15 protein-coding genes are annotated in these 13,495 nt (G+C 70.2%); 10 read left to right on the forward strand and 5 right to left on the reverse strand.

Annotated features, from left to right (window positions below):
• Positions 1-230: 230 nt before the first annotated feature.
• Complete coding sequence (locus ACGFMM_RS21890; RefSeq protein WP_393648051.1) at positions 231-809, reverse strand: DUF2017 domain-containing protein; 579 nt, start codon at positions 807-809, stop codon at positions 231-233.
• Positions 809-1,114: an ATP-dependent Clp protease adapter ClpS gene (gene clpS / locus ACGFMM_RS21895; RefSeq protein WP_393648052.1), complete on the reverse strand. Its 306-nt coding sequence runs from the start codon at positions 1,112-1,114 to the stop codon at positions 809-811. Before clpS ends, ACGFMM_RS21890 begins: the two co-directional genes overlap by 1 nt.
• 101 nt (positions 1,115-1,215) lie before the next feature.
• Between clpS and ACGFMM_RS21900 the strand changes: the two genes are divergently transcribed.
• From ACGFMM_RS21900 to ACGFMM_RS21940, 9 genes are all read left to right on the forward strand, one after another.
• Positions 1,216-2,544 carry a nicotinate phosphoribosyltransferase gene (locus ACGFMM_RS21900; RefSeq protein WP_393648053.1) on the forward strand — a complete coding sequence of 443 codons (1,329 nt, stop codon included), beginning with the start codon at positions 1,216-1,218 and terminating at the stop codon, positions 2,542-2,544.
• 211 nt (positions 2,545-2,755) lie between these two features.
• Positions 2,756-3,346, forward strand: a complete 591-nt coding sequence (locus ACGFMM_RS21905; RefSeq protein ID WP_393648054.1) for an isochorismatase family protein — start codon at positions 2,756-2,758, stop codon at positions 3,344-3,346.
• 72 nt (positions 3,347-3,418) lie between these two features.
• Entirely contained in the window at positions 3,419-4,498 is a 1,080-nt protein-coding gene (locus tag ACGFMM_RS21910; RefSeq protein ID WP_393648055.1) for a LuxR C-terminal-related transcriptional regulator, read from the forward strand.
• Between the two features lie 142 nt (positions 4,499-4,640).
• Positions 4,641-4,841, forward strand: a complete 201-nt coding sequence (locus ACGFMM_RS21915) for a hypothetical protein (protein ID WP_393648056.1) — start codon at positions 4,641-4,643, stop codon at positions 4,839-4,841.
• Positions 4,832-5,785, forward strand: a complete 954-nt coding sequence (locus ACGFMM_RS21920) for an aldo/keto reductase (RefSeq protein WP_393648057.1) — start codon at positions 4,832-4,834, stop codon at positions 5,783-5,785. The genes ACGFMM_RS21915 and ACGFMM_RS21920 overlap by 10 nt, the downstream gene beginning before the upstream one ends.
• The gene (locus tag ACGFMM_RS21925) at positions 5,782-6,594 is read left to right on the forward strand and encodes a BTAD domain-containing putative transcriptional regulator (protein WP_393648058.1); all 813 of its coding nucleotides are present in this window, start codon (positions 5,782-5,784) and stop codon (positions 6,592-6,594) included. The genes ACGFMM_RS21920 and ACGFMM_RS21925 overlap by 4 nt, the downstream gene beginning before the upstream one ends.
• Positions 6,595-6,710: 116 nt before the next feature.
• Entirely contained in the window at positions 6,711-7,283 is a 573-nt protein-coding gene (locus ACGFMM_RS21930) for a hypothetical protein (protein ID WP_393648059.1), read from the forward strand.
• A gap of 85 nt (positions 7,284-7,368) precedes the next feature.
• Positions 7,369-8,028, forward strand: a complete 660-nt coding sequence (locus ACGFMM_RS21935; RefSeq protein WP_393648060.1) for an ATP-binding cassette domain-containing protein — start codon at positions 7,369-7,371, stop codon at positions 8,026-8,028.
• 43 nt (positions 8,029-8,071) lie between these two features.
• Positions 8,072-8,953 carry a hypothetical protein gene (locus ACGFMM_RS21940; RefSeq protein ID WP_393648061.1) on the forward strand — a complete coding sequence of 294 codons (882 nt, stop codon included), beginning with the start codon at positions 8,072-8,074 and terminating at the stop codon, positions 8,951-8,953.
• A gap of 80 nt (positions 8,954-9,033) precedes the next feature.
• Here ACGFMM_RS21940 and ACGFMM_RS21945 read toward each other — a convergent pair whose 3' ends face one another.
• Entirely contained in the window at positions 9,034-9,336 is a 303-nt protein-coding gene (locus ACGFMM_RS21945) for a hypothetical protein (protein ID WP_393648062.1), read from the reverse strand.
• Positions 9,337-9,458: 122 nt separating this feature from the next.
• A complete protein-coding gene (locus ACGFMM_RS21950) occupies positions 9,459-11,894 on the reverse strand; it encodes an immune inhibitor A domain-containing protein (protein WP_393648063.1) in 2,436 nt (811 codons plus the stop codon).
• A 443-nt stretch (positions 11,895-12,337) separates the two neighbouring features.
• Here ACGFMM_RS21950 and ACGFMM_RS21955 point away from each other — a divergent pair, with 443 nt between their 5' ends.
• Complete coding sequence (locus ACGFMM_RS21955) at positions 12,338-12,595, forward strand: hypothetical protein (RefSeq protein WP_393648064.1); 258 nt, start codon at positions 12,338-12,340, stop codon at positions 12,593-12,595.
• A gap of 64 nt (positions 12,596-12,659) precedes the next feature.
• On the opposite strand, the gene ACGFMM_RS21960 is transcribed toward ACGFMM_RS21955, so the two are convergent.
• Positions 12,660-13,478, reverse strand: coding sequence for an RDD family protein (locus tag ACGFMM_RS21960; RefSeq protein ID WP_393648065.1), 819 nt, complete (start codon positions 13,476-13,478; stop codon positions 12,660-12,662).
• Positions 13,479-13,495 lie beyond the last annotated feature (17 nt).

The raw sequence follows: 13,495 nt of genomic DNA on the forward strand, positions 1-13,495 counted from the left end.
CGGATACGGATGGAGTGCCACCGGCGGTCAGCCGGTCCAAGCGCCCCTGGTGACATGGGTGGCGTCACCAGCGGTCGTGCAGATCTATCACGACCCAAACGGCGGGAAAGGAGAGAAAGCGGGCACACTGACCCGTCAGTGGACCCGAGTGGGCCCATTGCTGACTTATTCGTTATCCGGATTTGAGCGTCCGCTGAGCGAACACTCGGTTCGGTCCGTCGGTCCGGATCTCAGGACATCAGGGTCTCGACGAGCGTCTCCTGGAGCGCGCCGAGCCAGAGGTACGCCATGACCATGGGCTTGCGCGGGTCGTCGTCCGGCAGCCGGTACAGCTCTTCGCCCTGGTCCTCGTCCTTGACCTCCAGACGGGTGCCGATGGTGAGCCGGAGGTCGTTGAGCGAGCCCAGCCAGGCGCGGGACTCGTCGGGCGTGAGCTTGAGGACGGCGCCGCCCTCGCCGGAGGCGGAGAGTCCGTCGAGGGTGCGGACGACGGTGAGGGCGTCGTCGCGCTTGCGGGTGCGCAGGTCGTTCTCGGTGTAGCGGCGGAAGTCCGCCGCCGCCTGGCGCAGCTCCTCGTCGTCGTCCGCGTACGCGTCGGGGAAGAGCCGGCGCAGCGCGGGGTCGGAGGGCGGCTCGGTCGGGCCCTCGGCGAACAGCGCGGCCAGCGGGTCCTCGCCGGCGACGGGCTCGTCGCCGGGGCCGATCAGCTCCAGGAGCTGGACGGCCAGGGAGCGCAGGATGGAGATCTCGACCTCGTCGAGCGGCACGGCCGCTCCGCCGCCGGGCAGCGCCTCGAAGTGTCCGGCCATCAGATGCGGTCCTGGGAGAGGGTCGCCCAAAGTCCGTAGCCGTGCATGGCCTGCACGTCCCGTTCCATCTCCTCGCGGGTGCCGCTGGAGACGATCGCGCGGCCCTTGTTGTGCACGTCGAGCATCAACTTGTGCGCCTTGTCCTTGGAGTAGCCGAAGTACGCCTGGAAGACGTAGGTCACATAGCTCATCAGATTGACCGGGTCGTTGTGCACGATGGTCACCCAGGGCACGTCCGGCTCGACGGCCTCATGGACCTCTTCGGCGGGTTTCGTGCGTTCGATCTCGATTGGCGCGACGCTCACTCACCCCATGCTGCCACTCCATGGGGCCCGTCGCATAAACGGCTCACACGGCACGGAGGAGAAATCGTCAGACTGACGATTTCTCGTGTAGCATCGCTGACATGAACGCTGCGGACCTTGGGCTGCCGGTGGATGTTCCCTCGACGGCGCTCTTCACCGACCAGTACGAGCTGACCATGTTGCAGGCCGCCCTGCGGGCGGGCACCGCCGAGCGGCGGTCCGTCTTCGAGGTCTTCACCCGACGGCTGCCCGAGGGCCGCCGGTACGGCGTCGTCGCCGGCACCGGCCGCGTCCTGGACGCCGTGGAGAACTTCCGCTTCGACGCGGGCGTCCTCGGCTTCCTGCGCGAGCGGGACGTCGTCGACGAGCCCACCCTCGAATGGCTCGCCGGCTACCGCTTCTCGGGCGACATCTGGGGCTACCCCGAGGGCGAGGTGTACTTCCCCGGCTCGCCGATCCTGCGGGTCGAGGGCTCCTTCGCGGAGTGCGTGCTCCTGGAGACCGTGATCCTGTCGATCCTCAACCACGACTCGGCCATCGCGGCCGCGGCCTCGCGGATGTCCGCCGCGGCCGGCGGCCGGCGGCTGATCGAGATGGGCGCCCGGCGCACCCACGAGCTGGCCGCCGTGGCCTCGTCCCGCGCCGCGTACGTCGGCGGCTTCGACTCCACCTCCGACCTGGCCGCCGGCTTCCGCTACGGCATCCCGACCGTCGGCACCTCCGCACACGCCTTCACCCTGCTGCACGACAGCGAGCGGGACGCCTTCCGGGCCCAGATCGACTCGCTCGGCAAGGGCACCACGCTGCTCGTCGACACCTACGACGTGGCCGAGGCCGTCCGCACCGCGGTCGAGCTGGCCGGCCCGGACCTCGGGGCCGTCCGGATCGACTCCGGCGACCTGCTCCTGGTCGCCCACCGGGTGCGCCAGCAGCTGGACGAGCTGGGGGCGACGGAGACCAGGATCGTGGTCACCTCGGACCTCGACGAGTACGCCATCGCCTCCCTGGCGGCGGCCCCGGTCGACGCGTACGGGGTGGGCACCCAGCTGGTCACCGGCAGCGGGCACCCGACCTGCTCGATGGTCTACAAGCTGGTCGCCCGCGCCGACTCCGCCGATCCGAAGGCCCCGCTGGTCCCGGTCGCCAAGAAGTCGACGGGCGGCAAGACGTCGATCGGCGGCCGCAAGTGGGCGGGCCGCAGGCTCGACGCCGAGGGCGTCGCCGAGGCGGAACTCATCGGCACCGGGCCCGTACCGGCCGAACTCGCCGACCGCCAGCTGCTGGTGGAGCTGGTGCGCGGCGGCGAGGTGATCGCCCGCGAGCCGCTCGACGAGGTCCGCGACCGGCACATGCGGGCCCGCGCCGGGCTGCCGATGTCCGCCATCCAGCTCTCCCGCGGCGAGCCGGTCATCCCGACGCAGTACGTGTAGGGCCTGTCCGGCGGATCAGGGTCGGCCCCGGCCATGATCCGCCGGACAGGCCCCAAGGCCGGACGCGCGTGTAGTCCGCCGGGGCGCGGGTAGCGCCCCGGCATGCCCCCTCCCGCCGGGCGGGGGAAGTCTCTACGCTCGACAGCACCCTCGACCGCACCGCCGCACCGCAGACCGACACCGTCCCCCCTCCCTTCGAAGGACTACCGCCATGCACCGCGCATTGATCGTCGTGGACGTTCAGAACGACTTCTGCGAGGGCGGCAGCCTCGCGGTGACGGGGGGTGCGGACGTCGCCGCCGCGGTCACCGACCTGGTCGGCGAGGCCGCGGGGGCTGTGTACCGCCACGTGGTGGCCACCCGGGACCACCACATCGACCCGGGCGACCACTTCTCCGACCGGCCCGACTACGTCCGCTCCTGGCCGGCGCACTGCGTGGCCGGCACCGAGGGCGTGGGCTTCCACCCGAACTTCGCGCCGGCGGTCGCCTCCGGCGCGATCGACGCCGTCTTCGACAAGGGCGCGTACGACGCCGCGTACAGCGGCTTCGAGGGCCACGACGAGAACGGCGAGACGCTCGCGCAGTGGCTGCGCGACCGCCAGGTCACCGAGGTGGACGTGGTCGGCATCGCGACCGACCACTGCGTGCGGGCGACGGCCCTGGACGCGGCACGCGAGGGCTTCCGGACGAAGGTGCTGCTGGACCTGACGGCCGGGGTCGCCAAGGAGTCCACCGACCGCGCCCTGGAAGACCTGCAGGCCGCCGGGGTAGAGCTGGCCGGGAAGCCGGTCGTCGTCTGAGCTGAAACGCCAGACCTCCACCCCGTCGGCGTGCGCCGCTACACTCCGCACCAAGATCCATTATCGGCCTGAATGGCCGAAATCACGGGGGTGGAAGCGATGGTGGGTGCCTCGGGCACGTCCGGCAGACGCCGCGCAGCAGGCAGACCGGGGGCGGCCACCCCGCTCCCCTCGCCGGACGGCGTGGAGTCCGCCCTCTACGCGTACGCCGCAGCGCGCGAGAGCCTCTCCCTGGACGAGCTGCTCGCCGAGGCGCAGATCCCGGAGGAGGAGGCTCGGGCCGCGGTAGGACGCCTGCTGGAATGGCGGCTCATCCGGCCGACGGGCGAGGAGGCGGACCGGTACGTGGCGGTGCCCCCGGCGACGGCCAGCACCCAGTTCCTGATGCCGGCCATCCGTGAACTCCACGAGCGCCAGCAGGAGATCAGCCGGGCCTGCGCCCAGCTCAACGCGCTGATTCCGGTGTACGAGTCCACCGCCCTCGGCATCACCACGCGCGACACGGTGCAGCGGCTCACCGACCTCGCCACCGTGCGCCAGGTCCTGACGGAACTCTCGGCCCGGGCCCAGGGCGAGGTGCTGACCTCGCAGCCCGGAGGGGCACGGCCCCAGCCCCAGCTCGACGAGGCGCTCAGCCGCACCACCCCGCTGCTCGACCGGGGCGTCAGGATGCGCACGATCTACCAGTACACCGCGCAGTTCCACCAGCCGACGGTGCAGCACGTCGCGCTGCTCACCGAGCGGGGGGCCGAGGTCCGCACCGTCGGCGACGCGCTGCCGCGGATGATCGTCTTCGACCGGGAGACGGCCTTCATCGACCTCGTCGGCACGAGGCAGGGCGCGGTCGTGCTGCGCGATCCCAGTCTGGTGACCTTCGTGGCGGACAGCTTCGAGCGGGCGTGGGCCCAGGCGCTCGCCTTCCCGCGGCCCGAGGACCGCGGTCAGGCCGCGCCGCCGGAGCAGCTGCGGCAGGAGATGCTGCGTCTGCTGACGGAGGGGCACGAGGACACCGTGGTCGCCAAACGGCTCGGCATGTCGGTGCGGACCCTCCAGCGCCACCTGTCCGAGATCATGCGGACCATCGGGGCGCGCAACCGCCTCCACGCCGGCTATCTCATCCACGAGGCGGGGCTCCTCAAACCGGCGAACTGACCCCCTCCCCGGGCCGGGCTGTCGCATCTGCGCCAGGCAGGGATCGGACACGGCAGCATCCTTGTCCCGCATTCCGCGCTCCGGGAGATTGTGATCGTTCCCGCACGACACAGGGGGAACGATCTTTGGGGAGGAGATCGCAATGATTCGTCGCACCGCTCTGAGCTGCTGCGTCGCCATGCTTTTCGTTCTCGGCCACGGGGCCGCGGCGCAGGCCGCCACCGTGGAGCGGGCGCCGGCGCGGAGCGCCGCCGCCGTCGATCCGGCCGACCTCTGCTCGCTGATCGAGCAGCTGATCGTGGCGCTGCCGGGTCAGATCGTGGACGACCTCGGGTGGGGCTGAGCACGGCGCCGCAGCGGGGCCTGTTCGGCCGGACCGGGCGCCGGGTGAGCCGGCTCGGGCTCACCACCAGCCAGCTGGTCTCGGCCAACTTCGTCCGGCACGAGGACGCGGTGGCGCTGGTCCGCGAGGCCGTACGGCTCGGCGTCGACGTCGTCGACACCGCTCCGCTGTACGGCCTGGGTGAGGCCGAGTACATGGTCGGCAAGGCGCTCGACCGGCTGCCCCACGAGGTCTTCCTGATCGGGAAGATCGGCCGCTTCGACCGGAGCATCGTCGCCGGCCACGGGGACGGCTGCTACCGCTCGGAGCCGCTGATCACCGCGCAGTTCGAGCACAGCCTGCGCCTGCTGCGGCGGGAGCGCCTCGACCTGCTGCTGGTGCACGAGAGCGACTGGCCGGAGTGGTGGGACGACGACTGGTGGAGCGCCGGAGGGGCGGCGGGCGTGCAGGGGCCGGTGCTCGACGTGCTGGAGCGCCTGCGGGAGCAGGGCCGGATCGGCGGCGCGGGCCTGTTCCCGAGCGGCCCGTCGCGTACCGCCCAACTGTGCGCCGGCGGCAGGTTCGACGCCCTGCGGCACCCGAACGACGTCCATCTGCTGCGTCAGGAGTCGCTGGCCGCGAGCGTCCGCTGTGCCGAGGCCCAGAACATGGGCGTGGCCGTCGGCACGGATGTCGGCACGACGCGTGCGGCGTTCTCCGCGCGGGCGGAACCGGCCCGGGCGCTCGCCCGGGAAGCAGGGCTCTCGCTGCCGGAACTCGGTCTGCGCTGGCTCCTGTCCCAGCCGGGCGTGCACACCGTCCTGGTCGGCCCGCGCGACCAGGAGGAGCTGGAGCGGGTCGTCGCCTGGGCGGCCGAACCGCCGCTGGAAGAACCCTTGATGTGTGCGGTGGCCGGTCTGAGCCCGACCGGCCGGGAGCACCCGAGAATCGACGGTGGAGAGTGAACGGTCAACCCGACTTCCTGATCCTCGGCCCGGTCGAGGTCGTGTCCATGGGCTGCTGGTACGGCGGCCTGCCCCCGACGACGCGCAAACTGCTGGCGCTGCTGCTGAGCGCCGGCCGCGAGGGTGTGACGGTCCCCCGGATCGTGACGAGCCTGTGGGGGGAGGACTATCCGGCCTCGGCCCGGCAGATGGTGCGTGCGCACGTGATGCGGCTGCGGGCGATGCTGGAGCCCAGTGGCCGGGCCGTCGTCCACCACCCGTATCTGGGCTACCGCCTGGAGACCGAGGACGGGGACATCGACGCCACGGTCTTCGAGGAGCTGCTGCGGCAGGGCCGGGGACTCATGCTCGCCGGCCGGTTCGACGCGGCGGCCGACTGCCTGGAGCGCGCCGTCGGCCTGTGGCGGGGTCACCACGCCCTGGCGGACGTGCGGGACGTACTGGACCTGCAGGCGGAGGCGGTACGGCTCGAGGAGCTGCGGCTGCTCTCTGAGGAGCTCCTTGCGGACTGCCAGTTGATGGAGGGCCGGGTGGAGGACCTGGTGCCACGCCTTGCGGCGCTGCGGGTGCGCTACCCGCTCCGGGAGAAGTTCCTGGCGCAGTTCATGGTGGCGCTGTCGGGGACCGGCCGGCAGGTCGAGGCGATGACCGCGTACCTCGGCTCGCGCGAGGTGTTCATCGAGCGGTCCGGACTGGAGCCCTCGGCGCGGCTGACGACCGTGCACGGAGCCCTGCTGCGCGGCGATCCGTGGCAGAGCGTGGTGCCCCTGATCTCGCTCGGCGGCGGACCCGTCGGTCACCGTGCGTAGTCAACCGCAAGCCTACGTCCGCGCACCGCCCGCCTCTACCGCGGCCCGGGAGGCTGAAGGCACCGGGGAAGAGCCCGGGGAGCTCAGGCTCGATGCCGCACTAGACAAGGAACACCATGAAGAACCGAGTGGTCTCCGTCGCCGCCGCCCTCGCGGCCGGTGTGACTCTCTCTGTGATGTCCCCGTCCATCGCCCTCGCCGAGGAGGTGCCCCCCACCCCGCCGACGGTCACGTTCGAGGAGCTCACCCCCGAGCAGCAGGCGGCCCTGACCGCCGAGCCGGCCGGTGACGCGGACACCGACCTCGTCGTCGAGCCGACCGGCCCCAGCTCGGTCGTGGGCGCCGACGGCACGGTGGCCTACTACGCCGCCACCAACTGCAAGTCCCCCAGCTACTACCGCGGTTCCGCGCTGATGTGGACCCGGGACTACGTCCGGTTCTGCTACACCGGCGGCGCCGTGACCTCGTCCAGCGGCTGGCAGACCAAGGGGTACATCTTCCCGAACGTCGCCAAGAACTCCGGCATCAGCCGCTACTACAACACCGCGAGCACCCACAAGTGGCGTGCCAAGAACACCATCGGTGCGGGCATCGTGACCCCGTGGGGCTCGGCGACCGTCTACGAGATCGACTTCCTGCACTACTTCTCCGGCGGCAAGACCGGCGGCTGGTCCTGGACCAGGGGCTGATGAGGCGCTCGGGCTGCGGTCGGCGGACCGCAGCCCGGCCCCCTCACTGACGCGAAGGTAATTCTCAGTGATTCGTATACACCAGTTGTCGAAGCATTACGGCGAACACCGGGTGCTCGACGACGTCTCCATCGAATTCCCCTCCGACCACGTCTCCTACATCATGGGGCGCAACGGCACGGGAAAGACCACTCTCTTCAAATGCCTGCTGGGTCTCGAGAGCCACGCGGGCAACATCACCTTCGACGGGAAACCCCTCGGGGAGTGCCGGCACCTGGTGTACACGGTCTTCGACGACTGCCCGTTCTATCCGCATCTGAACGGCTACGAGAATCTGAGCCTGCATCTGGGCAGGCCGCTCGGGAAGCGCGAGGTCGAGGAGGCGGCACGTGACGTGCTGACTTCGCAGGACCTGCGCCGCCGGGTCGGCAAGTACTCCTACGGACAGCGGAAGAAGCTGTCCGCGGTGGGAATGGCCCTTTCGGGTGCGCGTTTCATTCTGCTCGACGAACTGGCGAACGGAATGGACTTCGAGTCCGTGGAATGGCTCCAGGCTCTCGTCGCACGCGCCAAGAAGAACGCGACGATCATCGCCACCGGCCATCAGTTCGACTTCTACCACAAGATCGCCGACAGCGTGCACATCATCGCCGGAGGACATCTGGAAAGGGCAGACCATGACAGCGACGACCCCGGAAGTCTCGAATCCCTCTACCGCGAGCGGATTCTCTGCGACCTCGCATAGCCTGCGCTACCAGCGGGTCTCGCGTCACTGGATCTACGCCTCGGTGATCGGCGCGGTGGCCTTCGCCCTGTTCGCCCTCGGCGCGCCGACGACGGCGCTGTCGGCGGTCCAGTTCTTCGACTCCGAGCAGCGCTCGCTCGCCGAGGTCGGCATCACGCTGGACAGCGCGCTGACGAAGCCGGTGCACGAGGAAGTGACGCCGGACGGCGCCGGCGGGGAGTTCCGCACCGGCGACAACCCCCTGCGGACGGCGTACGAGAACGCCGGGCAGGCCGTCACCAACGTCAAGCCGCTGCAGTCGACGATCAACGGACTCGAGGCGCTGTGCTTCGCGCTGTTCCCGGTCCTGTTCTTCGCGTACGGCGTGATCGCCGCCACCCGGGACACCCGGCTGGGCACGCTCAAGATCAACGCCGTGCGGTACGGCGCCAACCGGCTGTTCCTCTCCGGGCTGGCCGCCGTGACCGCGTCCGTCGCGATCGTCGTCACGGCCTGCGCCGGCCTCGGACTGCTCGTCGCGACCGGGGTGTGGCTCGCCAACCCCCTGGACCTCGCCCACCCCGATCTCGTGCCCCCGCCGCAGGCGGGCCTCGGGCAGCTGGTCGTCACCCTGGCCGTCACCATCGGCGTCTCGGCCTTCTTCGCGGTCCTCGGGGCCGCCCTGGGGGCGATCTTCCGGCAGGCGATGATCATCATCCCGGCGTTCCTGGTGCTCTTCTTCGTCGTCCCGCTGTCCTGGCGCTTCGATCCGCGGAATCTGCTGATGGCGCTCGTCGGGGACTTCCTGGACTTCAAGGGCTCCTTCGTGCCGACACCGTCCCAGGGCGTGCCCCAGGTCCTCGCGCTGGTCGTGCTGCTCGCCGTGGTCGCGGCGGTCGTCGCCGCGGCGTCCCAGTTCGTCACGAGGCGCTCGCTCTACCGGTGAGCCGCCCGCCGGGCAGCCGGCCCCGCCGCAGGCCCGCCCCGCCCCCTCACAGGGGGCCGGGGCGGGCCTGCGGCGTCGGCTCAGGACATCGGCAGGGCCCGTATGGGGTGCCAGAGCTCCTGGGCGTCCTGCGGCGTCGACCGCCACAGCAGGCCGTCGGGGTGGTGCAGGACGGCCGTGATCTCGTCCGGGGTCGGGGGCTCCGTGTTGCCGCGCAGATACACCGCCCGCAGCCCCAGGTTCCGCAGCCGGGTCAGGGCGCGGGACCGGTTTCCGGCGTGCACCAGGAAGCGGACGGTGCGGCCGTCCCCGGCCGGGCTGGGCAGCCCGAGCGCGACGACCACACTTCCGCTGGGCAACTTGCTGAACCCTCCACCGGGCATCCGGAACCACTCCCCCGTGAGTCTGCTGTCAATAAGAACTTGGTCAGACGCACCTAAACACGATCGGCCGCCGCCCGCTAGAGGGCGACGGCCGATCATGGCTTGACCTGCAGATTCACCGCTTACTTGGTCGACGGACCAACCTGGACGGTGATCGTCTGGCCGTTCTTCGGCTCCTTGACGACCCGAATCTGGGTGTTCGTGTCAGTTACCTGGACACCGGCACGCTCGGTCTCCTTGTACCAGTACGTGCCCTTGCGGTCGTCGAAGACCGGGTTGCCGGCCTGCGACGGGACCCAGGTGCCGACGCCCGCCTTGTGCAGCTGGAAGCCGTCCGTGCGGTACGTGCCGAACGGCGCGTCGTACGACTGGATGCGGTTGCGCAGCAGCGAACCGTCGGACCACTTCATCGGGCTCGGGTGGGAGTCGATCGGAAGGATCAGACCCTTGCCCGGGTGGACGGCGGTGTTGTTGTCCTTCTGGGACAGGTCCCACTTCCAGATGAGCAGACCGTTCTGGTACGGGTAGTGCTCGACCCAGCTCGCCTTGTCGCCGGCGAAACCGAAGTTGTACGGGCCGACCTTGAGGGTGGCGTCGTACGAGACGTACTGACGGTTCTCGGCGATGTAGTACTGCTCGTAGTCCTTGGTGAAGGACTTGGCGATGCGCGAGAAGCCCTTCGGCGTCCAGCCGTTGTCGCCGTTCTCCGCGTTGTCCGCGAAGACCGCCGAGCCGTCCGCGGTCAGCGAGATGGCGTCGGCCGCGAAGCCCTTGCCGCCCGCGCCGCCGTCGGTCTGGTAGCGGAAGCGGAGGTCGAACTTCTTGCCCGCGTAGGCGTCCAGGCCGAAGACGAGCTTCTTGTACGCGCCCGAGACGTCGGTCAGCGCCGGGGCGCCGCTGGCGTCGCGGGGCAGGGCCTTGCCGTCGACGGTGCCGTCGACGGCCGTCCAGTTCTTGCCGCCGTCGGTCGACACCTCGGTGTAGAGGTAGTCGTAGCCCTTCTCGATGTCGTACCAGCCCTGGAGCTCCAGGGTGGCCTTCGACTTGCCGGTCAGGTCGACGGAGCGGGTGAGCGTGTTCTTGAGGTCGTCGCCCATGTCGCTCCACCACTGCATGGAGCCCTCGGCCGGAGCCGTGATCTCGGTGGTGACGGCCTTCTTCGGCAGCTCGACGATCAGCGCCTGCGGGTTCTTGGTGTTGTACTCCGCCACACCCAGCTTGTGGGTGGTCTTGGTGGCGCGCTGCCAGTCGTGCACCTTGCTGTAGTTCAGCCAGCCGAGCTGCAGCTTGTCCCAGGCGTTCATGTCGCCGGGCAGGTCGCCGATGGAGTCCTTGCCGCGGCCGAGCCACGAACCGGAGGACATCAGGGACCAGAAGCCGGTGGAGTTCTCGGCGCCGGCCTTGCCGGAGGTGTCGTACAGGTCCGGCAGGCCGAGGTCGTGGCCGTACTCGTGGGCGAAGACGCCGAGGCCGCCGTTCTCCGGCTGCATCGTGTAGTCGCCGACCCAGATGCCGGTGTCACCGATCTGCGTGCCGCCGGACTTGTTGTGCTCCGGACCGGTCTTGCCCGCGTTGGTGCCGAAGGCGTACCAGCGGTGCGCCCACAGGGCGTCGCCGCCCTGCGCGCCGCCGCCGGCCGACTCGTCCTCGCCCGCGTGGACGATCTGGAAGTGGTCGATGTAGCCGTCGGGCTCGTTGAAGTTGCCGTCGGCGTCGAAGTCGTACCGGTCCCACTGGTCGTACGCGGCCATGTCGGCCTTGATCTGGGCGTCGGTGCGGCCCTTGGCCTTCTGGTCGGCGACGAAGGCGTTCACGCCGTCGCGGACCACGTCCCAGACGTTGTCGCAGTTGCTGTCGCCGCAGTAGTTCGAGCCGTAACGGGCCTCGTTGTACTGGACCTTGACCCAGTCCGAGACGCCGCCCTCGACCGAGTAACGACCGGAGGAGGTCTTCTCGTAGTAGGTCTTCAGGGACTGCTTGGGCTGCCCCTTGGCGTCCTTGCCGGTGCCGAAGTACAGGTCCTCGAAGTGCTTCCGGCTGTAGTCCTTCTGCCAGGCCGTCGAGTTGTCCTTCGTACGGTCCGGCTGGGCTATCCGGTTGTGCAGCGGGCCGGGCGTGCCGCCGTACTTGGGCTTGAGCTCGTCCGTCTCGTCGTCCTCGCGGTCGACCAGGGTCGTGTCGTCGACCTTGTCGCCGAACTCGACGAGGATGGTGAAGATCTTGTCGGTCTTCTCCCGGCCCAGCTCGACGTACTTCTTGCTGTCGAGCTTGACGACCTTGGAGCCCCCGCGCTGCTCCACCTTGGCCTCGCCCGAGAGCACCTGCTCCAGGGCGGCCTTGCGCTGCTGCTCCTGCTGCTTGCTGTAGGGACCTTCGAGGTCGTGGTCGACCTTGGTCTTCTCCTCGGCGGCGCCCGGAGCCGGGTCGTTCCGCTCGATGCCGGCCGGCGAACCGGCCGCGTGGGTGTCCGCCTGAGCGGACAGGGTGACCGTGGCCGCGGTGGCGGCAAGGGTCACGACGATGGCGGACGCTCTCAGCGCCCGTCGCTTGTTGCTCACTTGAATGTGTCCTCCCCGGCGACAGCGGAACCGCGGACCGAGGGTGGGGTGTCCGTCGGCGCGTCGCACGTCACAAGTGACGTCATTCGACCGGAGTTAACGAAGAAAAGACAGACCTTGACTTGAAAGCGTCAACTGCACTATGCAGGAGCCGATTTCCGGTATCCGGACGGGGTGGGCGGGGTGAAGGCGAGGGGTATCCCTGCACCGCCCCTATTGCACCCCTGGACACCGCGGCCCCGACCGGCCTCGCCCGGCGCATCGACAGCGGCAATTGACGGTGGCAGTGACTCGGTGCGCCCCCCTGTGCACCGGCACCGTGGGTTAGGTCACGCTTACCAACGGTTTCGTCCGGGCATCCCCCGTCGTAGAGTCGCCGGAGAGTGCGACCCCGTGCGCGTCACCCCGACCGATGCACCCTTGCTTCGAGGACTGGACCCGTCATGCCGCGTCCCAATGCCGCACAGCTCGCCTACGGTTCGGCCACCGTCGTCTTCGCGACCGTCGCCCTGTTGCTCCTGTCCCGCGCCACCACCGGGCCGGGGATCGCCCTCATCGGCGTGACCTCGCTGCTGCTCGGGCTTCTCGTGGTGGTCACAATGCCGGTCGCGGCGCGCCGCCGGGCGCGGGCCGCCGGGGAGGCCGGCGCCGCCGCCCGGGCGCAGAACGCGGAGATCCGGGTGCCGGCCGCGCGCCCGTGAGCGCGGAGGCCGGCACCCGGACCGGGCCGACGCCGTGGTCCGCTCGTCGCGGACTGCCGCAGGGCTACTGCGGCGTGGACACCACCACCGTCTTGGCCGCCTTGTCGTGCAGGCCCTGCTTGTAGGGCTTGTCGACCAGGATCAGGATCAGCAGGAGCAGCGGCCACAGACAGGCGCAGCAGATCAGCGCGGGCAGCCAGAGCACGATCGCGCGGATCAGCGAGGCGTTCATCGGCGGCGTCGAGCCGTCGTTGAGCATCGCCACCCGCATCTTCATCAGCTTCTTGCCGAGGGTCTGACCGGCCTTGGCGTGCATCAGGGTGTCGTAGGCGACGAACGCCACGATGGTGAGCAGCTGGAAGACCAGACCGCTGCCGGTGCTGGTCTGGCTGATGGCGTCGCCGAAGTCGTCGCTGTCGGTGGTCCGGTCGTACACGTCGAACGGGATGCCGATGAGCGCCAGCGGCACCGCGATGATCAGCCAGTCGATGATCCGGGCCAGGATCCGCTTGCCCGACTCCGCCAGCGGCGGCATCCCGGAGAGCGGGTCCGGAGCGCCGTAACCGCCGCCGCCTCCGTACGGAGAGCCGTACGGGGGCGGCGGCGGCGCGCTGTCGTACGGGGAGCCTCCTCCGTACGGGGAGCCGGGCGGCGGGCCGGAGGGCGGCGGCTCGGACGGCGGGGGCTGCTGCGGCGGAGGCTCGGACGGCGGGGGCTGCTGCGGCGGCGGCTCGGACGGCGGGGGCTGCGATCCGGGCGGCTCGGACGGCGGGGGCTCGGACGGCGGTGGGGGGCCGCCGCCCTGGGGCGTCCCCTCGGGCGGCTTCTTGCGGAACGGGTCCTCGTCGGGCGGCGGACCGTGCGGCGGCTGATCGTTGCTCATGGGGGCAGTGCATCCCG

The organism is Streptomyces sp. NPDC048604, from assembly GCF_043199435.1.
Classification (GTDB): Bacteria; Actinomycetota; Actinomycetes; order Streptomycetales; family Streptomycetaceae; genus Streptomyces.